The sequence below is a fragment of the Faunimonas pinastri genome (genome assembly GCF_900110915.1).
Lineage (GTDB): Bacteria > Pseudomonadota > Alphaproteobacteria > Rhizobiales > Afifellaceae > Faunimonas > Faunimonas pinastri.
In genome coordinates, this window is sequence record NZ_FOFG01000012.1 from 70,984 (window position 1) to 94,983 (window position 24,000).

At 67.8% G+C, this 24,000-nt stretch carries 22 protein-coding genes; 13 read left to right on the forward strand and 9 right to left on the reverse strand.

Annotated features, from left to right (window positions below; all coding sequences use genetic code 11):
• Positions 1–173: 173 nt before the first annotated feature.
• Complete coding sequence (locus BMY25_RS15065; protein ID WP_177176879.1) at positions 174–1,184, reverse strand: sensor histidine kinase; 1,011 nt, start codon at positions 1,182–1,184, stop codon at positions 174–176.
• A gap of 369 nt (positions 1,185–1,553) precedes the next feature.
• Positions 1,554–2,342 (reverse strand): response regulator, encoded by a 789-nt coding sequence (locus BMY25_RS15070; RefSeq protein WP_092498003.1) that lies wholly within the window; start codon positions 2,340–2,342, stop codon positions 1,554–1,556.
• Between the two features lie 304 nt (positions 2,343–2,646).
• Between BMY25_RS15070 and zwf the strand changes: the two genes are divergently transcribed.
• The 4 genes from zwf to pgi all read left to right on the forward strand — a co-directional run bounded on the left by zwf (position 2,647) and on the right by pgi (position 8,362).
• Positions 2,647–4,125, forward strand: a complete 1,479-nt coding sequence (gene zwf, locus BMY25_RS15075) for a glucose-6-phosphate dehydrogenase (RefSeq protein ID WP_092498005.1) — start codon at positions 2,647–2,649, stop codon at positions 4,123–4,125.
• Positions 4,126–4,257: 132 nt separating this feature from the next.
• Positions 4,258–6,090 carry a phosphogluconate dehydratase gene (gene edd / locus BMY25_RS15080; RefSeq protein WP_092498007.1) on the forward strand — a complete coding sequence of 611 codons (1,833 nt, stop codon included), beginning with the start codon at positions 4,258–4,260 and terminating at the stop codon, positions 6,088–6,090.
• Positions 6,087–6,728, forward strand: a complete 642-nt coding sequence (locus tag BMY25_RS15085; protein ID WP_092498009.1) for a 2-dehydro-3-deoxy-phosphogluconate aldolase — start codon at positions 6,087–6,089, stop codon at positions 6,726–6,728. The genes edd and BMY25_RS15085 overlap by 4 nt, the downstream gene beginning before the upstream one ends.
• Positions 6,725–8,362 (forward strand): glucose-6-phosphate isomerase, encoded by a 1,638-nt coding sequence (pgi, locus tag BMY25_RS15090; protein WP_092498011.1) that lies wholly within the window; start codon positions 6,725–6,727, stop codon positions 8,360–8,362. Before BMY25_RS15085 ends, pgi begins: the two co-directional genes overlap by 4 nt.
• Positions 8,363–8,434: 72 nt before the next feature.
• On the opposite strand, the gene ahpD is transcribed toward pgi, so the two are convergent.
• The gene (gene ahpD, locus BMY25_RS15095) at positions 8,435–8,983 is read right to left on the reverse strand and encodes an alkylhydroperoxidase, AhpD family (protein WP_092498013.1); all 549 of its coding nucleotides are present in this window, start codon (positions 8,981–8,983) and stop codon (positions 8,435–8,437) included.
• Between the two features lie 100 nt (positions 8,984–9,083).
• Positions 9,084–9,641, reverse strand: coding sequence for a peroxiredoxin (locus BMY25_RS15100; RefSeq protein WP_092498015.1), 558 nt, complete (start codon positions 9,639–9,641; stop codon positions 9,084–9,086).
• 102 nt (positions 9,642–9,743) lie between these two features.
• On the opposite strand from BMY25_RS15100, the gene BMY25_RS15105 reads away from it, so the two are divergent.
• The 7 genes from BMY25_RS15105 to cobM all read left to right on the forward strand — a co-directional run bounded on the left by BMY25_RS15105 (position 9,744) and on the right by cobM (position 18,150).
• Complete coding sequence (locus tag BMY25_RS15105) at positions 9,744–10,655, forward strand: hydrogen peroxide-inducible genes activator (RefSeq protein WP_092498017.1); 912 nt, start codon at positions 9,744–9,746, stop codon at positions 10,653–10,655.
• A 336-nt stretch (positions 10,656–10,991) separates the two neighbouring features.
• Positions 10,992–12,077, forward strand: a complete 1,086-nt coding sequence (locus tag BMY25_RS15110) for a sirohydrochlorin chelatase (protein WP_238858368.1) — start codon at positions 10,992–10,994, stop codon at positions 12,075–12,077.
• Between the two features lie 884 nt (positions 12,078–12,961).
• The gene (locus tag BMY25_RS21215; protein ID WP_428976975.1) at positions 12,962–13,642 is read left to right on the forward strand and encodes a precorrin-8X methylmutase; all 681 of its coding nucleotides are present in this window, start codon (positions 12,962–12,964) and stop codon (positions 13,640–13,642) included.
• Positions 13,639–14,841 (forward strand): precorrin-6y C5,15-methyltransferase (decarboxylating) subunit CbiE, encoded by a 1,203-nt coding sequence (cbiE, locus tag BMY25_RS15120; RefSeq protein WP_092498021.1) that lies wholly within the window; start codon positions 13,639–13,641, stop codon positions 14,839–14,841. Before BMY25_RS21215 ends, cbiE begins: the two co-directional genes overlap by 4 nt.
• On the forward strand, positions 14,838–15,539 hold the full coding sequence (cobI, locus tag BMY25_RS15125) for a precorrin-2 C(20)-methyltransferase (protein WP_177176880.1): 702 nt from the start codon (positions 14,838–14,840) through the stop codon (positions 15,537–15,539). Before cbiE ends, cobI begins: the two co-directional genes overlap by 4 nt.
• Complete coding sequence (gene cobJ, locus BMY25_RS15130; RefSeq protein ID WP_092498023.1) at positions 15,536–17,329, forward strand: precorrin-3B C(17)-methyltransferase; 1,794 nt, start codon at positions 15,536–15,538, stop codon at positions 17,327–17,329. The genes cobI and cobJ overlap by 4 nt, the downstream gene beginning before the upstream one ends.
• Entirely contained in the window at positions 17,326–18,150 is an 825-nt protein-coding gene (cobM, locus tag BMY25_RS15135) for a precorrin-4 C(11)-methyltransferase (RefSeq protein WP_092498025.1), read from the forward strand. Before cobJ ends, cobM begins: the two co-directional genes overlap by 4 nt.
• An 8-nt stretch (positions 18,151–18,158) precedes the next feature.
• Here cobM and BMY25_RS15140 read toward each other — a convergent pair whose 3' ends face one another.
• Positions 18,159–19,481, reverse strand: a complete 1,323-nt coding sequence (locus BMY25_RS15140) for a cobyrinic acid a,c-diamide synthase CobB (protein ID WP_238858360.1) — start codon at positions 19,479–19,481, stop codon at positions 18,159–18,161.
• Positions 19,478–20,341 carry a uroporphyrinogen-III C-methyltransferase gene (cobA, locus tag BMY25_RS15145; RefSeq protein ID WP_092498027.1) on the reverse strand — a complete coding sequence of 288 codons (864 nt, stop codon included), beginning with the start codon at positions 20,339–20,341 and terminating at the stop codon, positions 19,478–19,480. Before cobA ends, BMY25_RS15140 begins: the two co-directional genes overlap by 4 nt.
• Before the next feature lie 74 nt (positions 20,342–20,415).
• Here cobA and BMY25_RS15150 point away from each other — a divergent pair, with 74 nt between their 5' ends.
• Positions 20,416–21,540, forward strand: coding sequence for a cobalt-precorrin-5B (C(1))-methyltransferase (locus BMY25_RS15150; RefSeq protein WP_092498029.1), 1,125 nt, complete (start codon positions 20,416–20,418; stop codon positions 21,538–21,540).
• Complete coding sequence (locus BMY25_RS15155) at positions 21,540–22,310, forward strand: cobalt-precorrin-6A reductase (protein ID WP_092498031.1); 771 nt, start codon at positions 21,540–21,542, stop codon at positions 22,308–22,310. Before BMY25_RS15150 ends, BMY25_RS15155 begins: the two co-directional genes overlap by 1 nt.
• 5 nt (positions 22,311–22,315) lie before the next feature.
• Here BMY25_RS15155 and BMY25_RS15160 read toward each other — a convergent pair whose 3' ends face one another.
• The 3 genes from BMY25_RS15160 to BMY25_RS15170 form a co-directional block, all read right to left on the reverse strand.
• On the reverse strand, positions 22,316–23,044 hold the full coding sequence (locus tag BMY25_RS15160) for a glutamine amidotransferase (RefSeq protein ID WP_092498033.1): 729 nt from the start codon (positions 23,042–23,044) through the stop codon (positions 22,316–22,318).
• Between the two features lie 72 nt (positions 23,045–23,116).
• Complete coding sequence (locus tag BMY25_RS15165; RefSeq protein WP_238858361.1) at positions 23,117–23,575, reverse strand: tellurite resistance TerB family protein; 459 nt, start codon at positions 23,573–23,575, stop codon at positions 23,117–23,119.
• A 107-nt stretch (positions 23,576–23,682) separates the two neighbouring features.
• Positions 23,683–23,973 carry a hypothetical protein gene (locus BMY25_RS15170; protein ID WP_143061988.1) on the reverse strand — a complete coding sequence of 97 codons (291 nt, stop codon included), beginning with the start codon at positions 23,971–23,973 and terminating at the stop codon, positions 23,683–23,685.
• Positions 23,974–24,000 lie beyond the last annotated feature (27 nt).

The following is a 24,000-nucleotide window of genomic DNA, read 5'->3' on the forward strand; positions in this document are numbered from 1 at the left end:
GAACTCCATTGCCGCAGCCAGAGCTCGAATGAGCCTGTTCGTGACCGCTGCGTCAGGAACAGGAAAAACAGGTTTTATGTCAACGTTTCGCGACAGATAGACCGATTTAACTGGCGAATCGGGACAAGGGCCGCAACGCCGCGAGGCCCGGGGGGGAACAAACGAGGGCCCGATCAGGGAACGAGCTGCGCCTTTGGAATGTCCAGTTCGTAGGAGAGCCCCGTCTCCGCAAAGACCAGCCGTGCCGACCCGCTGACGGATGTGGGAACGACTTCGCCCAGCATCATCAGGCCGAAGCTGCGCCCCTTCGGCTCCCGGACGACGGCGCTGCTTTCCTCGATCCAGGAGAAGCGATAGCTCGCTCCGGAATCGCACTTCTCGAAGCGCACCGTGATGCGGCCCTGGGGTGTGGAAAGCGCCCCGTACTTGATGGCGTTGGTGGTGAGCTCGTGCAGCGCCAGGCCGATGTACTGGGCGGCGTTGGGGCGCAGGAAGCCGTTCTCCCCTTCCAGGAAGACGCTGGACAACCTTTGCTCGGCATAGAGCGCGATCTGGGATCGCACGAGATCGAAGATGCGGGCACCGCGCCAGTCGGCGTCGGTGAGCACGTCGTGAGCACGCGACAGGGAATAGATGCGACCGTTGAAGCGGCTGACGAACTGCGAGGTCGAGCTGGCGCTTTCCGCCGTCTGCCGGGCGATGCCCTGGATGACCGCAAGCAGGTTCTTGGAACGGTGCGCCAGTTCCCGCAGCAGGATGCGGAGATGTTCTTCCTGCACCTTGCGGTCGGTGATGTCGATCAGCGAGGTGACGATGCCGGTGATGGTGCCCCCGGGGGCACGCTCCGCGCGGGCGCTGGCGTCGAACCAGCGCGTCCTCTCGCCGTCGAGCTGAAGCTCGTATTCCCGCGTCTCGCCGGTCGCGAGCACCGCTTCACGCGCGCTCTGGACCAGATCGACCATGGCGGGCGAAAGAATCTCGCGATCGCGTTTTCCGATGTAGTCGCTTGGCTCCAGACCGGGCGGAGCGTTGAAGATCCAGGTATAAATACCGTCCAGATCCTGGGCGAAGATGGTGATCCGAGAGTCCTGCAGCGCCGTTTCGCAACGCAGCCAGGATGCTTGCAGCGCAACGGAGCTGGCGTCGTCAGACAGTCGGATGTCGTTCTGTTCGTTTGCCGACATTGCTGAGCGCTCATCCACCTCGCTTCGAACCGGCCGCGGCCGGTGTTCTAACCGGCATGCCTGTGCCCGGTTCCACTTCCGAAAAATCGCGTCGCCCTTCCCGGGAGAACAGGCGCGGCGACCATTGTCTCGCGGCCGCAGAATGCGACCGGTCGGCATTTGCGGATCCTTGGGACAGCGCCGCGAACGACCGCGTCAGGGCCGGGATCAGGCTGCTCCGGCGAAATCGGAATCCGGGAATGCAACTCGTGTCGGAAGAACGCCCGTTTGCCATGATTTCGCCGGTAGTGGATCTGCTTCTTCGAACGCCGAGCCGGTAAGCCGGTTCCGTCCGGACAGTGCCGGCCGGCCTCGGACCGGAACGAAGCCTCAGTTCCCCGCGCGCTTCTCGAAGAACAGCGCCTGGCTGATCACCGCCTTCACCGTCTCCGGCTGGAACGGCTTGGTGATGAGGAAGGCCGGCTCCGGGCGCTCGCCGGTCAGGAGCCGCTCGGGATAGGCGGTGATGAACACGACCGGGACGGAGAAGGACTGCAGCATCTCGTTGACCGCATCCAGGCCCGAGCTGCCGTCGGCGAGCTGGATATCGGCCAGGACGAGGCCGGGACGATGCTGCTCGACGGCCTGGATCGCTTCGGAATGGGTACGCGCCATGCCGCTCACATTATGGCCGAGCGACTTCACCAGGCTCTCGATGTCCATGGCGATCAGCGGCTCGTCCTCGATGATCAGAACGTCGGTGGCAACCTGCTGGGCGATTTCGCGGCCGGCCTGATCGACCAGTTCGGTCACTTCCGGCTCGCTCTTGCCGAGGATGTAGGCGATCTCCTGCTTGGAGAAATCCTCCACCGCCATCAGCAGGAAGGCCTGCCGCGGAAGCGGGGTGATCGCCTCGAGACGACGTGTCGCGTTGTCGAGTTCCTCGCCGGAATAATTATCGCTGGCGAGGTTCACCTCGATGGAATTCCAGTAGCGGCAGAACGCCTTGAAGAGCTCAACGCGGGGATCGTTGTCCGCGTTGAAGGATTCCGGGTCCGCAACGAGCGCTTCCAGCACCGCGATGACGTAATTGTCGCCACTCTTCTGGCCGCCGGTCAGGGCGCGGGCGAAGCGGCGGAGATAAGGCAGGTGGGGCGCGGTATTTGCAACAAGCGACATCGATGAACCCTGTTCAAAGGCGGACGGGCCAAAACAACCCGCAACAGAACGTCAGGGCGGGGTCCTGGTTCCATGCCGGGCCGGGATCTCTTGTCCTCCGCAGCCGCAGTCATGCCCTGCGGTTCTGGCCCATCTCGGATCGGCTTTCAAGGCAGGGAATAGGCGCAGGCGGGTAAACCGTCGGTTTCCGCCCCCTTCCCCGCAGCCCGGCGCGCAAAAACGAAATGTTGCGGCGCCGCATCCTTGACGCTTCGCTCTGAATGTGTCGCTAACTCCTCTGCCGTGTCAGCAGGAGGTGCCGTCCTTGACCTACCGCGTTATCCCCGTTCCGGTTTTCGATTACGTCGTGTTCGGCGGCACCGGCGACCTTGCCCGCCGCAAGCTGCTTCCGGCCCTCTATTTCCGCCTGAAAGACGGGCAGATCCTGGAAGGAAGCCGCATCATCGGCGCGTCCCGGCGCGAGATGACCGACGACGAGTACCGGACGATGACCTCCGAGGCGCTGAAGGAATTCTTGGCGCCGGTGGACTTCGACGAGGCGGTCGTCAGCCGGTTCCTGCAGATGGTGTCCTACGTTCCTGTGGACGCCGCCAGCGAGGGTGGCTGGGACGAACTCCGCGAGCGGCTGGAACTCGAGCCCGACCGCATCCGCGCCTTCTACCTGGCGGTCGGCCCCGACATCTTCGACCCGATCTGCGAGAACATCGGCAAGCACGGACTGGTGACGCCGCAGACCCGCGTCGTCATCGAGAAGCCGCTCGGCAAGGATCTGGATTCCGCCCGGCGGGTGAACGAGTCGGTCGGCCGCGTCTTCTCGGAAGACCAGATTTTCCGCATCGACCATTATCTCGGCAAGGAAACCGTCCAGAACCTGATGGCGCTTCGCTTCGCCAACGTTCTCTACGGGCCCGTCTGGAACTCCGCCATGATCGACCATGTGCAGATCACGGCGGCGGAGACTGTGGGCGTCGGCTCGCGCGGCGACTATTACGACCATTCCGGCGCGTTGCGGGACATGGTGCAGAACCACCTCCTGCAGCTCCTCTGCCTCGTCGCCATGGAACCGCCGGATACGCTCGACGCCAATTCGGTGCGTGACGAGAAGCTTAAGGTGCTGAAGGCGCTGCGGCCGATCAACGACGAGAACAGCTCCATCATCACCGTGCGCGGGCAGTATCGCGCGGGTATCATCGATGGAAAATCGGTGCCGGGTTACCTCGACGAGGTCACCGACCACGCCAGCGAGACGGAAACCTTTGTCGCCATCAAGGCCGAGGTCGCGAACTGGCGCTGGGCGGGCGTGCCCTTCTATCTGCGCACCGGCAAGCGCCTGCCCTCCCGCATGTCGGAGATCGTCATCTTCTTCAAGCAGGTGCCGCACTCGATCTTCCCGAAGGGCTCCGGCAACATCCAGGCCAACCGGCTGGTGCTGCGCCTGCAGCCCGACGAAGGCATGAAGCAGTGGATCATGATCAAGGATCCGGGCCCGGGCGGCATGCGCCTGCGCCACGTGCCGCTCGACATGACCTTTGCCGAGGCCTTCCAGGTCCGCAATCCCGACGCCTACGAGCGGCTGCTGCTGGACGTCATCCGCGGCAACCAGACCCTGTTCATGCGCCGCGACGAGGTCGAGGCCGCATGGAAGTGGATCGACCCGATCAAGGAATGCTGGGAGCGCTCCTCCACCGCGCCGAAGCCCTATACGGCCGGCACCTGGGGCCCGTCGTCGGCCGTTGCCATGATCGAGCGCGACGGCCGCAACTGGCACGAGGACATTTCCTGACCCCTTGCTGAGCGAGACCCGGCGCGGAGGTTCTATTTCGCGCCGGGACGTACTATCTAAGCGACACGAGCGACGGGCTCGGCCCGACCCGGACCCCTTCCGCCGCGTCCAACCCGAGATCCGGAGTTTCCCATGTCCGTGCGATCCGAAATCATGGCTGTGACGGAGCGCGTGATCGAGCGCTCCCGTCAGAGCCGTCCCGCTTATCTGGAACGCATCCACGCCGCCCGCGATGCCGGTCCGCACCGTTCCACGCTGGCCTGCGGCAACCTCGCCCATTCGTTCGCCGCCTGCTCGCCCTTCGACAAGGCCGCGCTTTCGGGCAACACGGTGGCGAACCTCGCGATCGTCACCGCCTATAACGACATGCTTTCCGCCCACCAGCCCTATGAGCGCTTCCCCGACGTGATCCGTCAGGCGGCGCACGAGGCGGGCGGCGTGGCGCAGGTCGCCGGTGGCGTGCCCGCCATGTGCGACGGCGTCACGCAGGGCCAGACGGGCATGGACCTGTCGCTCTTCTCCCGCGACGTGATCGCCATGTCGACGGGCGTGGCGCTCTCGCACAACACCTTCGACGCCGCCGTCTATCTCGGCATCTGCGACAAGATCGTTCCCGGCCTGATGATGGCGGCGCTGTCCTTCGGCCACCTGCCCGCCGTCTTCGTGCCCGCCGGACCGATGACCTCGGGCATCTCCAACGACGAGAAGGCCAAGACCCGCCAGCTCTATGCCGAAGGCAAGATCGGCCGCGCGGAACTGCTGGAATCGGAATCGAAGTCCTATCACGGCCCCGGCACCTGCACCTTCTACGGCACGGCCAACTCCAACCAGATGCTGATGGAGATCATGGGCCTGCATCTGCCGGGCGCGTCCTTCGTCAACCCGAATACGCCGCTGCGTGACGCGCTGACCCGCGCCGCCACCAAGCGCGCGCTGGCGATCACCGCGCTCGGCAACGAATACACGCCCGTCGGCGAGATCATCGACGAGAAGGCGATCATCAACGGCATCGTCGGACTGCACGCGACCGGCGGCTCGACCAACCACACGATCCACCTGATCGCGATTGCCCGCGCTGCCGGCATCCAGATCACCTGGGACGACTTCAACGACCTTTCGGAACTGGTGCCGCTGCTCACCCGCATCTATCCGAACGGCATGGCCGACGTGAACCATTTCCACGCCGCCGGCGGCATGGGCTTCCTGATCGGCGCACTGCTCGATGGCGGACTGGTGCACCCGGACGTGCGCACCGTTGCGGGCACGGGCCTGGAGGGCTACCGCACCGAGGCGAAGCTCGACGCGCAGGGCGAAGCGAGCTGGAGCCCCGCCCCGGCCGTTTCCGGTGACCGCAACGTGCTCCGCGACGCGACCGAGCCCTTCCAGGCGACGGGCGGCCTCAAGGTGCTCGACGGCAATATCGGCCGCGCGGTGATCAAGATCTCCTCCGTCAAGCCGGACCGGCATGTGATCGAGGCCCCCGCGATCGTCTTCCATTCGCAGAACGCGATGATCGATGCCTTCAAGGCAGGCGAGATGAACCGCGATTGCGTGGCGGTCGTGCGCTTCCAGGGACCGAAGGCGAACGGCATGCCGGAACTGCACAAGCTCACTCCGCAGCTCGGCATCCTGCAGGACCGCGGCTTCAGGGTCGCGCTCGTCACCGACGGCCGCATGTCCGGCGCGTCCGGCAAGGTTCCGGCGGCGATCCACGTCACGCCCGAAGCCAAGGACGGCGGCGCCATCGCCAAGATCCGCGACGGCGACATGATCCGGCTCGATGCCGATGCCAACAGGTTGGAAGTTCTCGTCGACCCGGCCGAATGGGCCGCCCGCGAGCTCGCGACTGCGGACCTTTCCGGCAACGAGTTCGGCACGGGGCGCGAACTCTTCGCCGCCTTCCGCGCCGTGGCCGGTTCCGCCGAGATCGGCGGCGGCGTCATTCACTTTGGAGTTGCCGCATGAGCCGTAACGAAGCCGTCGAGCCTATCCTCACCGCGGCCCCGGTCGTTCCCGTCCTGATTATCGAGGACGTCAAATCCGCCGTGCCGCTGGCGCGCGCCCTCGTCGCCGGCGGCCTGCCGGCAATCGAGATCACGCTGCGGACCCCGGCGGCCATGGACGCGATCCGCGCCGTGGCGGCGGAGGTCGAAGGCGCCTTCCCCGGCGCCGGCACGGTGCTTTCACGCGCGCAGTTGTCAGAGGCGGAGAAGGCGGGCGCGAAATTTGCGGTGTCGCCCGGCGCGACCGACCACATCCTCGATGCCGCCAACGAGTTCAACGTGCCGCTGCTGCCGGGCATCGCCACGGCGTCGGAAGCGATGCGGCTGCTGGAGCACGGCTACCGCATCTGCAAGTTCTTCCCGGCCGAGCAGGCGGGCGGCGTCAATTACCTGAAGGCGCTCTCCTCGCCCCTGCCGGCGATCCGCTTCTGCCCGACGGGCGGCGTCAGCCTGCAGAACGCGCCGACCTACCTCGCGCTGCCCAACGTCATCTGCGTCGGCGGCTCCTGGGTTGCGCCGAAGGAAGCGGTTGCGGCCGGCGACTGGGGCAGGATCGAGGAACTGGCGCGCGCCGCCTCGCAGCTTAGAGCCGCGAAATGAAGGCCGCCGCACGGCAGGCGCTGCAGGCGCTCCAGGCCCACAAGGCCGATCTGGAAGGCCGCCACCTCCGCGATCTCTTCGCCGAGGACCCGCAGCGCTTCGAGCGGTTCTCCGTCTCCCTCGGCGACTTCACGCTCGATTTCTCCAAGAACCGCATCGTGGCGGAAACGCTGCCGCTTTTGATCGCTCTGGCTGAAGGCGCCGAGCTGGAAGCGCTGCGGGACCGGATGTTCGGCGGCGACGCGATCAACATCACGGAAAAGCGCGCCGTCCTGCATACGGCGCTACGTGCTCCCGCCGGTCAGAGCATCGCGGTGGACGGCGAAAACATCATGCCGGGCGTCCACGACGTGCTTGCCGCGATGGAACGCTTCGTCGACGGCGTGCGCGACGGCTCCGTCACCTCGTCCGCCGGCAAGCGCTTCACCGATGTGGTCAACATCGGTATCGGCGGTTCCGATCTCGGCCCAGCCATGGCGGCGATGGCGCTCAGCCCCTATCGCGGCGATGGCCCGCGCGTGCATTTCGTCTCCAATGTCGACGGCGCCCACATCGCCGACACGCTGGCGACGCTGGATCCCGCGACCACCCTCATCCTCGTCGCGTCCAAGACGTTCACGACCTCGGAAACCATGACCAATGCCGGCACGGCGCGGGCGTGGATCGCCGGAAAGCTCGGCGAAGACGCGGTTGGCGCGCATTTCGCGGCGATCTCGACCAACCTCGCCAAGGTCGGCGAGTTCGGCATCGCCATGGACCGGGTCTTCGGCTTCTGGGACTGGGTCGGCGGACGCTATTCCGTCTGGGCCGCGATCGGCCTGCCGGTGGCGTTGGCGATCGGCTTCGGGAACTTCCGCAAGTTCCTCGCCGGCGCCCACCTCATGGACGAACATTTCCGCACCGCGCCGTTGGCTGAAAACATTCCCGTCCTCATGGGCCTGCTCGGCGTCTGGTATCGCAACGTCTGGGATTTCCGCAGCTACGCGATCCTGCCCTACGACCAGCGCCTCGCCCGTTTCGCCGCCCATCTCCAGCAGCTCGACATGGAGTCCAACGGCAAGCGCGTGACGCGCGACGGCGACAGTGTCGACTACGAGACCGGCCCGGTGATCTGGGGCGAGCCCGGCACCAACGGCCAGCACGCTTTCTTCCAGCTGATCCACCAGGGGACGGACGTTATCCCGGCCGATTTCCTGCTGGCCGCACGGCCGCACGAACAGCTGGGCGATCACCACGCCAAGCTCGCCGCCAACTGCCTCGCGCAGACGGAGGCGCTGGCCTTCGGCAAGACGGAAGCGGAAGTGCGCGACGAACTGGCGGGCTCCGGCATGTCGGACGCCGATATCGACGCGCTGGCGCCGCACAAGGTCTTCCCCGGCAACCGGCCGACCAACACGCTGATCTACCGCCAGCTCGATCCGGAAACGCTGGGCATGCTGATCGCACTCTACGAGCACAAGGTCTTCGTGCAAGGCGCGGTCTGGGACATCAACTCCTTCGACCAGTGGGGGGTGGAGCTGGGCAAGGCGCTCGCCAGCCGGCTTCTCCCGGTGGTGCGAGACGGCGGATCCACGGAGAAGCTCGACGCATCCACGCGCGGCCTGGTGGAGCGCTTCCGCGCCCTCGCCGACTGAACGCACGCAACGAGGCAAAGCAAAGGGCGGGTCACGGACCCGCCCTTTGTCGTTTCAGAGAGGGCCGGAGCCTCAGGCGGCAGCGGCTTCGCCGGACTGGGTGGCTTCCTCGGCCGCCAGCACATGGGCCACGGCATTGACGACGGCGGCGATACGGATCGCGGCCTGGATGTTGGTCGTCGACATGCCGGCCTTGCGCAGTTCGCCCTCATGGGCGTCCAGGCACATGCCGCAGCCATTGATGGCGGAGACAGCCGTGCACCAGAGCTCGAAATCGATCTTTTCCACGCCCGGATTGGCGATGACGTTCATCCGCAGCTTGGCCGGCAGCGTCCGGTATTCCGCATTCTGCATCAGGTGCAGCGAACGGTAATAGACGTTGTTCATCGCCATGATCGCGGCGGCGGACTTGGCGGCCGTCTTCGCCTCGTCGGAAAGGCTGGCGGCGGCGTTCTCGATCTCGCGGATCACCGCCGGCTGGCCCACCGCGAAGGCGGACGCCAGGAACGCGCCCCACTTCTGCTGGTCCGTCAGCGTCGTCTCGTTGGCGAGCGAGGACAGATTGAGGCTCAGATCCTTGGCATAGGCCGGCAGTGCCCGGCGCAGCGTGTCGAGCGACATCGCTTCTCCTGATGTTCGTGAAAGTCGAAGGCGCGCGCTCACCTGCCGGGAGGATCGGCAGGGAGCACGCGCCCGAGGCAGCGAGATGCGTTCGAGGGGCTTACGCCGCCTTGAGGGTCTCGCCGCCGACCTGGCGGTTGCACGGGCAGAGCTCGTCCGTCTGCAGCGCATCGAGGACGCGAAGCGTGTCGGACGGGTTGCGGCCCACGTTGAGGTTGGTGACGTAGACGTGCTGGATGGTGTTGTCGGGATCGACGACGAAGGTCGCGCGGACGGCAACTCCCTCTTCCTCGTTGAGCACGCCGAGGGCGCGGGCGAACTTGCCGCCCGAATCGCCGAAGCTCCAGATCGGCAGCTTGTCGAGGTCGGGGTGGTTGCGGCGCCAGGCGAGCTTCACATGCTCGTTGTCGACCGAACCGCCGAGGACGACCGCGTCACGGTCCTCGAAATCGGAGGCGAGGCGCGCGAATTCGGCGATCTCGGTCGGGCAGACGAAGGTGAAGTCCTTGGGATAGAAGAAGATCACCTTCCACTTGCCCGCGAAGGAATCCTGGGTGACCGGCTCGAAGGCGCTGAGGCCGTTCTCTTCATGATTGTTGAAGCCGGGCTTCACGCCCGTCACCTTGAAGTCAGGCAGCTTCTCTCCGACGCACAGCATTTGCAGCTCCTCTGGATGGGATGAACAAGGGATACGCTGCGTCGCAGCAAAGGCAAATTGATTGTCTTTGCAGGTGCAATAGAGCCGGCTTATAGAGCGCTCATGCTTCCCACGTTGCGCCAGCTGCACTACCTCAAGCTTCTCGTGGAACACGGCTCCTTCAGCCGTGCGGCGGAGGCTGCGCATGTCACGCAGCCCACGATCTCCGCCGGGATCAACGAGCTGGAAAAGATCCTGGGCGCCAATGTCGTCGACCGGGGACGTTCGGGGCTGATCCTGACGCCCGTCGGCCGCGAGGTGGCGCGGCGGGCCGAGGAGATCCTGGCGCAGGTCGACGATCTGGTGCAGGCGGCGGGTCGCTCCGGCCGGCCGCTGGTCGGCACCTTCCGCCTGGGCGTCATTCCGACCATCGCTCCCTTCCTGCTGCCCCAAGTGCTGCCGCGCCTGCGGCGCCGTTATCCGCAGCTGCGGCTGGTGCTGAGGGAAGATCTCACCACCCGCCTCGTCGCCATGCTGAAGGCCGGGACGATCGATGCGGCGCTGATCGCGCTGCCCGCCAATATCACGGGGCTCGACCATGCGGAGGTCTCCTCCGACGAACTCGTCGCCGCCGTTCCCGCCGGGCACAGGCTGGCGGAGATGACGCGCATTCCTCAAGGGGCCATGGACGGGGAAAACCTGATCCTGCTGGAGGACGGGCATTGCCTGCGCGAGCACGCGCTGTCGGCCTGCGGCCTGCAGGCGGCCCCGCAAGCCGACGACGCCGAAACCACGGTCGCGACCACCTCCCTCCACACGACGCTGCAGATGGTGGGTTGGGGCCTCGGCATTACGCTGCTGCCGGGCATGGCGGTGGAAGCGGGGCTCACCCGCCTTGCGCCTGTCGTGGTGCGGCCGCTGGAACATGCGCCCTGCCGCAAGGTGGTCGTGGTCTGGCGCGCCGGTTCCAGCCGCGAGGTCGAGGGCCGGCTCCTGGCCGAGACGCTCCGCACGCCCGAGCCCGCCGTCGCCTGATCCCTCTGGATCGACCGGGGAGATCGCCGGGCGGAGAGAGACCGCATTGACGCGGCGGGGCCGCCGCGGCTACACCGGCCCCGGATGGTCGCCCTCGCGAGGGGCTGAAACGATCCCGCTGCGACCGACCCAAACCGGGGGTCAAACCGGGGCCGTCTAAGGCGAGCAATCGGCAAGGCCGGGTGCTGGCGATCTTCTGGTCCTGAAGGAGGTCGCATGCCAAAGCCCCGTTTTTCCTCGTCCGTTTCTTCCGCCAGCCTCTTCGCCGGGGCAGCCTTCCGCGCGGCTACGACCGAGAGCGCCCCGACAGAGAGCGCCTTGGGCAAGATCGGCGTCATGGTCTGCGGCCACGGCAGCCGCGACGAGGCGGCCGTCGCCGAGTTCGCCACCCTTTCCGCGCACCTGAAGCAGGCCTTTCCGCACTGGCCGGTCGATTACGGCTATCTGGAATTCGCGACCCCGGTGATCCGGGACGGGCTGGACCGGCTGATGGCGCAAGGCGTGCGGCACGTTCTCGCCGTGCCCGGCATGCTGTTCGCGGCGGGGCACGCCAAGAACGACATTCCCTCCGTCCTCAACACCTATGCCGCGACCCATCCGGGCCTCACGGTGGAATATGCCCGCGAACTCGGCATCGACACCCGGATGCTCCGGGCAGCCGGCGCGCGCATCCAGGAGGCGCTGGACGCCGCGCCCGAGGTGCCGCTGCACGAAACGCTGCTGGTGGTGGTGGGCCGTGGCGCGTCCGATCCCGACGCCAATTCCAACGTGGCGAAGGTCACCCGCATGCTCTGGGAAGGCTTCGGCTTCGGCTGGGCCGAAACCGCCTATTCCGGCGTCACCTTCCCGCTGGTCGAGCCCGCGCTCGAAAAGGCGACGCGCCTCGGCTTCCGGCGGGTGATCGTCTTCCCGTATTTCCTTTTCACCGGCATCCTCGTCCGGCGCATCTACGACATGACGGACGCGGTCGCCGCCCGCCATCCCGAGATCGAGTTCGTGAAGGCACCCTATCTCAACGACCATCCGCTGGTCATCGAGACCTTCGTCGACCGGGTGAACGAGATCCTGGAAGGCCAGAACCTGATGAACTGCGCCATGTGCAAATATCGCGAGCAGGTGCTGGGTTTCGAAGCCGAGATCGGCATGCCGCAGGAGAGCCATCACCACCATGTCGAGGGGATCGGCACGGGCGGAACGCCGGTCTTCCACGGCGCCGGCCATGACCATTCGCACGGACACTCGCATGATCATGGACACGACCATGCCCCAGGACATTCACACGATCACGGGCACTCGCATGATCACGGGCCTGATCATGCGCATGAGCATGAGCATGGGCATGAGCATGGGCATGAGCATCACCATCACCCCTATCCCCATGCCGACCATCCGCTCGGGCCGCGCTCCATGAAGCGCGACTGAGAATGCCCCTGTTCGACAGCTACCTGATGGTGGACTGGAGCGCCGCCGGGACACCGACGCGCGGCGAGAACAGCGTCTGGTGGGCGCTTCGTCGCGACGTTCCGGAAGCCGCCGCGACAGTGGTGACCGGCAATCCCGCGACGCGGGCGCAGGCCTGCGAACAGATCGCCGACCTGCTCGCGGCGGAACGCGAGGCCGGACGCCGCGTGCTGGCCGGCTTCGACTTCCCGTTCGGCTATCCGCGCGGCACGGCGACGGCCCTGACCGGCAAGGCCGATTGGGCAAGCCTCTGGACGAAGCTCGCCGCAATGGTCGAGGACGGCCCCGACAACCGGAACAACCGCTTCGCGGTGGCGGCGGAACTCAACGCCGGCTTTCCCGGCGAGGGCCCGTTCTGGGGCCATCCGCAACAGCACGTCTACCCGGGTCTGACACCCACGAAGCCGCCGCTCCGGGCCGAACACCCGCCGCAGCGCCGGCGTGTCGAAGAAGATGTCCGGGGTGCCAAGACGGAGTGGCAGCTCGCGGGGGCCGGCAGCGTCGGCGGGCAGGCTCTCGTCGGCATCGCCTTTCTCGAACGGCTCCGGGCAGACCCGCGCCTGCGCGAGGCGATCCGTATCTGGCCGTTCGAGACCGGCCTGTCCGTTCCGCCGAATGCGCCGATCGTGCTGGCCGAGATCTACCCCGCGCTCGTCAGCGTGACCCGCGAAGCCGGCGTGCCGCTGGATCGGACGCAGGTGATCGCCATGGCGGAGCACTTTGCGGCGCTCGACGGGCGCGAAGCGCTTGCAAGCTGCTTCGAGCTGCCCGGCGTCACCGATGCCGAACTCCGCCGCGAGATCGTCGAGGAAGAAGGCTGGATCCTCGGCCATCCCCGGAGCGAGCTGGCGCCGCCATCGAAGCCCACCCGATCGCGGCCCCCGTCGCGACCGCCTTACGATTACATCCGCGCGCCCGGCGAGATCACCCGCCGCTCCTTCGAGATCATCCGCTCCGAATTGGACGTATCCGCGCTGCCGCCGGATGTCGCCCCGCTCGCGCTCCGCGTCGTCCATGCCTCGGGCATGCCGGAGGTTGCAGCCGATCTCGTCTCTTCCGCCGGCGCGGGGCAGGCCGGACTGGGCGCGCTCGCCGCCGGTGCGCCGATTCTTTGCGACGTGCGCATGGTTGCCGCCGGCATCATGCAGGCGCGCCTGACGGCCGGCAACGAGGTGGTCGTGGCGCTCGACCAGCCGGGCGCGGCGAAGCTCGCTGCGGAAACCAGCCTGACCCGAACGGCCGCCGGGCTTGAACGCCTTGCCGAGCGCTTCGACGGCGCCATCGTGGTGATCGGCAACGCGCCGACCGCGCTTTTCCGGCTGCTCGAACTCGTGGCCGAAGGCGCGCCCCGGCCCGCGCTCGTGCTGGGCTTCCCGGTGGGCTTTGTCGGCGCGGCGGAATCCAAGGCCGCACTGGCGGCGAACGAATTCGGCATTCCGTTCATCGCGCTGAACGGCCGGCGCGGCGGCAGCGCCATGGCATCGGCCGCCGTGAACGCCCTGATCCTCGGCGGGGCCGACGCATGAGCGGCCCCTGGCTTTCGGTCGTCGGCATCGGCGAGGACGGTCTCGCCGGTCTCTCCGAATCTGCCCGCGTGTTGGTCGGGGAGGCCGAGATCCTGATCGGCGGCGAGCGCCACCTTGCGATGGTGCCGGACGCGGGCTCCGCGGAGCGGATGGCTTGGCCGAGTCCCCTGTCTGTTCTGGTAGAACGAATCGGCCCCCTCAGGGGGAAACGAACCGTGATTCTGGCCAGCGGCGATCCCCTGAACTTCGGCATCGCCGCCACCCTGCTGCGCCATCTCCCGGCCGGGGAGATGACGGTCCTGCCACATCTCTCCGCCTTTTCCCTTGCCGCCGCGCGGCTGAAATGGCCGCTCCCCGCCGTGGCGACGCTGACGCTGCACGGACGTCCGGTCGAGAGCCTCGCTTTGCACGTCCATCCCGGCGCGCGCCTTCTCGCGCTGTCGGAGGCATCCGCCCCGGCGAAGGTCGCGGCATGGCTGGTCACGCATGGCTTCGGAGAAAGCCGCATGACGGCGCTCTGCCACATGGGAGGCGCTTCGGAAGCGCGGATCGAGGCCCTCGCTTCGAAATGGCGGAGTGACGCGCCGGATCTCCACACGCTCGCGGTCGAATGCGTCGCCGGTCCCGGCGCGCGCTGGTGGCCACGCACGGCCGGTCTCCCGGACGAGGCTTTCGTCCACGACGGCAAGATGACGAAGCGCGAGGTGCGCGCGCTGGCGCTGGCGAAGCTCATGCCGCATCCGGGAGCGCTCCTCTGGGATGTCGGCGCGGGCTCCGGCTCGATATCCGTGGAATGGATGCGCGCCGCCGATCGCGCCATCGCCATCGCGCTGGAACCACAACCTGCCCGGCGCGACCTCGCCGCGCGCAACGCCGCCGCGCTCGGCGTTCCCTCACTGCAGATCCGCGATGGACATGCTCCCGAGGCGCTGGCCGGTTTGCCTGCACCGGACGCCATCTTTCTCGGTGGCGGCATCTCGGCCGCGACGATCTCCGCATCCCTGGGTGCCCTGACGCCCGGCGGTCGCCTCGTCGCCCATGCCGTGACGCTGGAAACGGAGGCCACGCTGCTCGCCGCCTACGCCGGGCATGGCGGCGAACTCGTGCGCCTCCAGGTCGCCCGCGCCGAGCCTGTCGGTCCCTTCCAGGGCTGGCGACCGGCCATGCCCGTCACGCAATGGGCCTGGGTGAAGCCATGACGCAGCCCGGACATCTCTACGGAATCGGCGTCGGGCCGGGCGATCCCGAACTGATGACGCTGAAGGCCGTGCGGCTCCTCGATCGCGTTGCGGTCGTCGCCTATCTCGGCCCGGAAGGCGGCGATTCCAGCGCCCGCGCGATCGCCGCGGAGTTCATCCCCGCCGGCCGTACCGAAATCGCCATCGCCATGCCGATGCGGCCGGGACGCGAGCCCGTGGAGATCTACGACAAGGCCGCCGGCGAGATCGCGGCACACCTCGAAGACGGTCGCGATGTCGCCGTGCTCTGCGAAGGCGATCCCTTCTTCTACGGCTCCTTCATGTATCTGCACGACCGGCTCGGCGGCCGGTTTCCCTGCACGATCGTGCCGGGGATAGCCTCGATCACCGCCTGCGCGGCCGCGGCCGCCGTGCCGCTGGTCCGGCGCGACGCGACGCTGACCGTGCTCCCGGCAACGCTGGACGACCCGTCCCTGGAAGCGCGGCTGGCGAACGCCGATGCCGCCGCGATCATGAAGGTCGGCCGTCACCTGGCCCGCATTCGCGCCCTGCTGGAGCGTCTCGGCCGCATCGAAGGTGCCTTCTATGTCGAACGCGCCACCCGGCCCGACCAGCGCGTCAGGCCGCTCGCGCAATTGGCCGCCCCCGACGCTCCCTATTTTTCCATGATCCTGTTGCCGGAAAGATCGAAATCGTGACCCCCTCCCCGGTCTTCGTCGCCCTCACCGAAGCCGGCGTCGCGCTCGCCCGTCGCGGCACCGCTTCGCTCGGCGGCGAAGTTCATGCCAAGGCGCCGCTCGCGGCCGACCGTAGCTTCACCGACACGGCCGCGCATCTCCGCGCGCTCTTCTCCGAAGGTCGCCCCATCGTCGGCATCTGCGCGGCGGGGATCCTGATCCGTATTCTCGCGCCGGTGCTCACCGACAAGCATACCGACGCGCCGGTGCTGACCGTTGCGGAGGACGGTTCGGCCGTCGTGCCGCTGCTCGGAGGCCATCACGGCGCCAACGATCTTGCGCGCAGGCTTGCCGACAGGCTGGGCGCCCACCCGGCGATCACGACCGCCGGCGACGTCAGCTTCGGCATCGCGCTCGACCAGCCCCCGGAGGGCTGGAGCCTTGCCAATCCCGCCGATGCGAAGCCGGTCATGGCCGCGCTTCTGGCCGGCGCGGAGGGGCGGCTGGAGGGCGACGCCGACTGGCTCGCCGCCAGTGACTTGCCGCTCCGCGAGAGCGGGCCCATTCGCCTCGTCGCGACCACGGCGGATGTGGCAGGCGACGAACGCACGCTGGTGTTTCATCCCCGCCGGCTGGCACTGGGGCTTGGCTGCGAACGCAACGCCGAGCCGCAGGAGGTGATCGCGCTGGCGCAGGAGGCGCTCGCCAGCGCCGGGCTCGCCAGCCAGTCGGTTGCCGCGATCGTATCCGTCGATCTGAAGGCGGACGAGCCGGCGATCCATGCCGCCGCCGCGCATTTCGGCGTGCCGGCCCGCTTCTACCCGGCGGAAGAACTGGAGGCGGAAGCCGCGCGTCTCGCCAACCCGTCCGAGATCGTTTTCCGCGAGATCGGCTGCCACGGCGTGGCCGAAGGCGCGGCCCTCGCCGCCGTTGGCGCGCTCGGCAGCCTCGTGGTGGAAAAGCGCAAGAGCCGGCGCGCGACCTGCGCCATCGCCGTTGCCCCGGAAGTCCTCGACCCGGCCGCGACAGGACGCGCCCGCGGACGCCTCGCCATCATCGGCATCGGCCCCGGCACGCATGACTGGCTGACGCCCGAAGCGCGGCGGCTGCTGGGGCAGGCGGACGCCATCGTTGGCTATTCTCTCTATCTTGACCTCATAGACGCCATAGCAACCGGGGCCGAGCGCTTCGATTCCGATCTCGGCTCGGAGGAAGCGCGCGTGCGGAAGGCGCTGGCGCTGGCCGGCGAGGGGCGGAACGTGGCGCTGGTTTCATCCGGCGACGCGGGCATCTATGCCATGGCGACGCTCGCCTTCGAATGTCTCGATGCCGGTGATGTTTCCGACGGTACGAAGCGCGCCGAGATCCTGGTTTCCCCCGGCATTTCCGCGATGCAGGCGGCAGCGGCCCGCGCCGGCGCGCCGCTCGGTCACGATTTCTGCGCCATTTCGCTCTCCGACCTGCTGACGCCTTGGGACGCCATCGAGCGGCGCGTGCGCGCGGCGGCGGAAGGCGATTTCGTCGTCGCCTTCTATAACCCGGTTTCGCAGCGCCGCCGCACCCAGCTGGCGGCCGCGCGTGAGATCCTGCTCGCGCACCGGCCACCGGACACGCCTGTCATCCTCGCCCGCAATCTCGGACGCGATGGCGAGCGGGTGGAGACCGTCGCCCTCGCGGATCTCGACATCGAAGCCGTCGACATGCTGACCGTCGTCGTCGTCGGCGCATCAAGCACCCGGCAGGTGACGGCCGCCGGGCGGACCTGGACCTACACGCCACGCGGCTACGAGAAGAAACGGATCGCCTCATGAACGCCCCAGTGCCCGCAGAACTCGATGCCCCGAAGGTGCATTTCATCGGTGCCGGCCCCGGCGCGCCGGATCTCATCACGGTGCGCGGGCTGAAGCTGATCGAGCGCTGTCCGGTCTGCCTCTATGCCGGCTCGCTGGTGCCGACCGAGATCGTCGCTTCCGCTCCGGCCGGTGCGCGGGTTCTCGACACCGCGTCCATGCATCTCGACGAAATCCTCGAAGAGATGCGGCGCGCCGTCTCTGCCGGGCAGGAGGTGGCGCGGGTCCATTCCGGCGATCCCTCGATCTACGGCGCAATCGCCGAGCAGATCCGACGGCTCGACGCGCTGGATATCGCCTACGACATCACGCCCGGCGTTCCCGCCTTTGCGGCAGCCGCCGCCGCGCTTGGCCGCGAGTTGACGATCCCCGAGGTCAGCCAGACCATCATCCTGACGCGCACGGCCATGCAGTCCTCCGCCATGCCGGAGGGCGAGGACCTGGCGACGCTCGGCCGCTCGCGCGCCACGCTGGCGATTCACCTCTCGATCCGCAACCTGCTGGCGGTCGAGCGGGAGCTGACCCCCTTCTACGGGCCGGACTGCCCCGTGATCGTCGCCTATCGGGTCGGCTGGCCGGACGAGAGCTTCATCCACGGCACACTGGCCGATATCCGCGACAAGGTTCGCGAGGCCAAGCTCACGCGCACGGCTCTGGTTCTGGTCGGGCAAGCGCTGGAGAAGAAGGATTTCCGCGACTCCGCGCTTTACGACGCTGCGCATAGCCATGTGCTGCGCCCGCCTCCGAGAAAACCGAAGGCCAGCAAGTCCAAGCCCGACTGAGGGCGCGATTACAGCGGGGCGGCGTCGATGACATGGGCGAAGGAGCCCATGACGCGGCCGCGCCTGAGCCCCATCGCGCCGAGATCCTCGCCATCGGAGGTTTCCGCCGCGAAGAGTCGCTCCGCGTCGCCCTCGCGCAGGATCGTCGCATAGTGGAATTCGTGGCCGCGCAGTTCCGATGGCCACGGGAGGTCGGCCAGCGGCATCAACCGGCGATAGCCGAGATGCAGCTTCCGCCGGGCAAAGCTCGTGGAGAGCGGCAGCAGGCCGAGCATCCGATGCTCCCGCCCCTCCGCATCGATGAGGCTTTCACCGAGGCTCATGTAGCCGCCGCACTCGCCGTAGATCAGCGCACCGCGCCCCGCCGCGGCCCCCATGCCCGCGCGAAACCGATCCGCAGCCGCGAGCGTGCCGCCATGCAGTTCGGGATAGCCGCCCGGCAGGAAGACCGCGTCGGCCTCCGCGTCCGGCGGCTCGTCGGCCAGCGGCGAGAAAAACCGGATTTCCGCCCCCTGCCCGCGCCAGTCGGAGAGGAGATGCGGATAGGCGAAGCCGAATGCGCGGTCGCGCGCCACGGCGACGCGCTGCCCAAGCGGGACGAGCCGACCGGCGGACGCTTCGGCCCGGGCTGCCGGCAGGATCCGATCGGCCGAGCCAATGATCGAATCGAGATCGCACCCGTCAGCCACGAGCCGGCCGGCCAGCGCGACGCGCGACGCGAGATCGACATGCTCTTCCGCCTGCACCAGACCGAGGTGCCGCGATGGCAGCGCCACGCCGGGATCGCGACGGACAAGGCCGACGAGCGGCACTGAGGCTCTGGCGAAACCTTCGCGGATCAGCCGCGCGTGGCGTTCGGAGCCGACCCCGTTCACCACGGCCCCGACGATGCGTATGCCGTCCGCCATGCGCGCGAACCCTTCCGCGATCGCCGCCGCCGACTGCGCCATGCCTTGCGCGGAAACAACGAGCAGCACCGGCAGGCCGGTGATCCGCGCCAGTTCGGCCGTCGATCCCGCGCCGTGCGCACCGCCGTCGAAGAGGCCCATCACGCCCTCCACGACGAGAATGTCCGTTGCCGCCGCGTGGGCGGCGAGCCGGACGCGCACCCTGTCCGGGCCCATCGCCCAGGGATCGACATTGATCGCCACGCCGCCGCTGGCGGCTTCCAGAAAGCGCGGATCGAGATAGTCCGGCCCGCATTTCGCCGCCGCGACCGAGAGGCCGAGCTCCCGCAGGGCGGCGATGAGACCGATCGTGACCGTGGTCTTGCCGGAATGGCTGGAGGCGGCGGCGACGAGCAGCCCGCGCGGCGTGGGGTCCACCGTCACGCCAGGCGCGTTTCCGTCGCGGCGTGGCGCGTGCCCAAGGGATCGCTTTCCAGCGTGCGGCCGTCGAGCGCGCCGATCCAGTCCAGCGCGGCGCGCAGCCGCACGACCTCGCCCACCACCACGATTGCCGGCGGTTCCAGCGCGCTGGCGCGGAGATCGTCGGCGGCGCGGCCAAGCGTCGTCTCCAGCACGCGCTGCTTCTCCGTCGTCGCATCGCAAACGATCGCCACGGCTTCATCCGCCTTGCGGCCCGCCGCCATCAGCGCGCCCGTGATCTGGTCGAGATGCTTCACCGCCATGTACATGACGATGACCGGAGAGCCCTTGGCGATGGCCGCCCAGTCGATGGAGGATGGCGCGAGCCCGGTCTGGTCGTGGCCGGTCAGGAACGTCACCGCCTGGTTGACGTCGCGGTGGGTCACGGGGATGCCGGCATAGGCGAGCCCGCCGATGCCGGCGGAGATGCCGGGCACGATGCGGAACGGAATGCCCGCTTCCACCAGCGTCAACGCTTCCTCGCCGCCGCGCCCGAAGACGAAGGGATCGCCGCCCTTCAGGCGGCAGACGCGCTTGCCGGACCGGGCGAGTTCCACCAGCCGGAGCGAGATGTCCCGCTGCTTCGGCGAGGGCTTGCCGCCACGTTTTCCCGCATATTCCACCGTTGCCCCGGGCCGCGCGAGCGACATGATCCGTTCGTCCACCAGCGCGTCATAGACGATGATGTCGGCCTGCGAGATCGCGTTCGCGGCATGCAGGGTTAACAGGCCGGGATCGCCCGGGCCCGCTCCCACGAGCCACACCCATCCGGGTTCGAAGACCGGGAGATCGGCAAGGAGAGGGTTGCGAGCGGGGGAATCCATGCGCTCCTTTTAGCCGCGAAGACGGTTGTGCAAAAGCGCATTGGTGACGGCCGTCGCAGTCTCTATAGAGGGGCATGCCTCCCCACTCGCCCGACGACGGAGCACGACGCCCCAACCGGGGGGAAGACCGGCCGCTCCGCCGCGGCTGGACGACGGGCGCCTGCGCCACGGCCGCGGCGAAGGCCGCATGGAATGCGCTCCTGACGGGCGATTTCCCCGATCCCGTCACCATCCGCCTGCCGCGCGGCGAGACGCCGGCCTTTGCTCTCGCCCGCACGGATCGGGGAGCTGACTGGGCCAGCGCCTCCGTGATCAAGGATGCGGGCGACGATCCCGACGTGACGCATGGCGCGGAGGTGGTCGCGACCGTGCGCCGGGGCGAAACCGGCACCGGCATCCGCTTTCGCGCGGGCGCGGGCGTCGGCACGGTGACCCGGCCCGGCCTGCCGATCCCGCCGGGCGAGCCTGCGATCAATCCCGTTCCGCGCGCCATGATGATCGAGGCTCTTTCCGAGATCGGCGTCGCGCCGGATGCGGAAATCGAGATTTCCATCGTCGGCGGGGCGGCACTGGCAGAGAAGACGTGGAACCCGCGTCTCGGCATTGTCGGCGGCCTCTCGGTGCTCGGAACGTCGGGCATCGTGGTGCCCTTCTCCTGCGCCGCCTGGATCGCTTCCATCCATCGCGGCATTGATGTCGCGCGCGCGGGCGGCCTCGCCCATGTCGCGGGCTCGACCGGCAATATGTCCGAGCAGGCGGTGCAGAACCGCTACGGCCTGGAGGTTTCCGCGCTGATCGACATGGGCGATTTCGCCGGCGGCATGCTGAAATATCTCCGTACCCATCCCGTCCCGCAGGTGACGATTTCCGGCGGCTTCGCCAAGCTCACAAAGCTGGCGCAAGGCGCGCTGGACCTTCATTCCGCGCGCTCGCAGGTGGACAAGAGCTATCTCGCGACGCTTGCCCGCGAGCATGGCGCGCCGCCGGGCCTCATCGAAGCGCTGGAAGGCGTGAACACGGCGGCCGAGGCTCTGTCCCGCGCCGATGCGGCGGGCGTGCCGCTCGCGGCCATCGTCGGCCTGAAGGCACGGGATACCGCGCGTTCCGTGCTCGGCGATGGCCCGGTTCGTGTTAACGTGCTGGTGGTCGGCCGGGCCGGTGAGGTGCTGGCCGAGAGCGGCTTCGACCGGGACGCGTGATGGCACGAATTCTTCTTCTGGGCGGCACGGCCGAGGCCGCCGAAATCGCGGCAAGGCTCGCGGGCGACAACAGGCTCGACACGGTGACGTCGCTTGCCGGGCTGACGCAGCTGCCGACGCCGGTTGCCGGGCGCACGAGGCGCGGCGGCTTCGGCGGACCCGACGGGCTCGCCGCGACGCTGACAAACGACCGTTACGACGCGCTGATCGACGCCACCCATCCCTTCGCCGCCCGCATCGCCGCCCATGCGGCGGAAGCGGCTGAGCGCGCCGGCGTTCCGCGCCTCAAGCTGGTGCGGCCACCCTTCCAGCGCCTGACAGGCGACACGATCCACGACGCCAGCAGCATCGGCGATGCGGTCGCGCTGCTGCCTTCCGGCGCGCGCGTCTTCGTGGCGGCAGGGCGTCGGGAGGCCGCCGCCTTTGCCGCACGCCCGGATCTCTGGTGCCTGGTTCGCATGATCGAAGCACCGGCCTTCGGCGAACCGCTGCCGCCGGGCGAACTGGTCCTGGGGCGGCCTGCCAGCGATTGGCGGGAGGAAGCGGAGCTCCTCAGGAAGCACCGCGTCGAGTGGATCGTTTCCAAGGATTCCGGCGGCCGGGCCGGCGCGAAGATCGTCGCCGCGCGCAATCTCGGCCTGCCGATCGTGCTGGTCAGCCGACCGAAAGCGCCGGAAGGTCCAGTGGCGGAAAGCGTCGGCGAGGTGGTCGACTGGGTGGAGGCGACGCTGTTCGCAAGCGCGCCGTCCGACGTATCCGGCGAAGGCTGAACGGCTCAGGCCGCGCGGATGTTGCCGGCCAGCGCCCGGCGATCCTGCGCCAGCCACAGGTCGAGGAAGCCCCAGAGCCATTCCCGCACCACGGGATCGTACCGGAACCAGCCGCCGAGATGGTCGGAACGGGGCCGCGCCTGCGGCAGAGACATGCGCGACGCGCCATGCGTCGTCCAGCGGCAGGCCATCGCATAGGTGAGTTCGCTGTGGAACTGGAGGCCGAAGGCCGTGTCCTGCGTGCGGAAGGCCTGGTTTTCGAAGAACTCGCCGCGCGCCAGCAAGTCGCAGCCGGTGGGCATGTCGAACCCCTCGCGGTGCCACTGATAGACCATGCGCGGCCAGTCGATGAACTGGCGACCCGACTCGGTCGGCTCCAGCTTGTAAAAGCCGATCTCCACCGCGCCGTCGCAATGAGTGCAGACATCGCCGCCGAGATGCTTCACCAGCATCTGCGCGCCCAGGCAGATACCGAGGAACGGCGCCCCCTCGCGGAGGCAGACACCGATCCACTCGATCTCGCGCCGGACGAAGTCGTCATTGTCGTTGGCGCTCATCGGACCGCCGAAGATCACCGCGCCGGAATAGCCCGCCATCGTGTCCGGCAGCGGATCGCCAAAGCGCGGCCGCCGGATATCCAGGGTGAATCCCTTGCGAACCAGCATCTGCCCCAGCTTTCCGGGGCTCGACGTTTCCTGGTGAAGAACGATCAGTATCTTCGGTGCGGCGGTCATGGCGTGTGCGGAATGCAGGGCTGAGAAGGCGAAAGGATGGCCGGGCGGAGTGTGCCTCGACCGTCGGTCGAATCACCCTAGCAATTTTTCGGCCACCTTGGCCTTGATCGCAAGGCGATCCTCGCGCGACACGGCCAGAAGCTCGGCCACGCGCCAGACGAGGTTCTCCTCGAATTCATGCGCGACCCCATCGGCGAAGACGATCTCCCAGAGATCCTCCACCACCCGCCGGCATTGCTCTTGGGTGAAATGCCGCTTCAGGACGCTGGTGAAGCGATAAAGATCGACCGCTTCGCCTTCCGCGGCGACGGCATCGGCGACAAGCGCCTCGAGATCTTCGTCGCTCAGCCGGAATTGCGAGGCCAGGATATCCCGCAGTTTGTCACGCTCGGGCTCGCTGATCTTGCCGTCCACCGACATGGCGTGAACGAGAAGGGCCGCCAGCGCGAGCCGCTGATCGTCCTCTCCGAAATGCCGGTCTGCCGGGCCGGACAGGGAGGTGAGAAAGTCACGAATGGCGGCAAGCATCATGGTCTCCCGCGGTAATCCGCGAACAGGATCATCAATTCATCACGATTGTTTTCCGACCAAACGTCATAGTGCCGCACGAAGATCCGCACGATGTGAAGGCGGCCGGACTATTCCGTTTGCAGCTGCGCCGACTCGAGGTCATCCAGCGCCGCGCGGAACAGGTCGATCAGGCATTCGCGGCCTTCCTGCAGTGTGGCGTCTACGTTACCGGTCTGTTCGCGGAGCTGGAAGGAAAACGCGAAGTTGAAGACCCGGTCTTCCGAGCGAACCATGACGTCCATGCAGGCCTTCTCACGGTTCTCGTGATCCGGCTCGTAATGCAGGTCCCTGACACTGATCCTGGCTTCCATCGCCGCCCTTCCTGTCGTTCGTCGTTGTGCAGGATCGCCGAAAAGCATTGAAAGTCCTTGAAGCTTCCGGCGGCG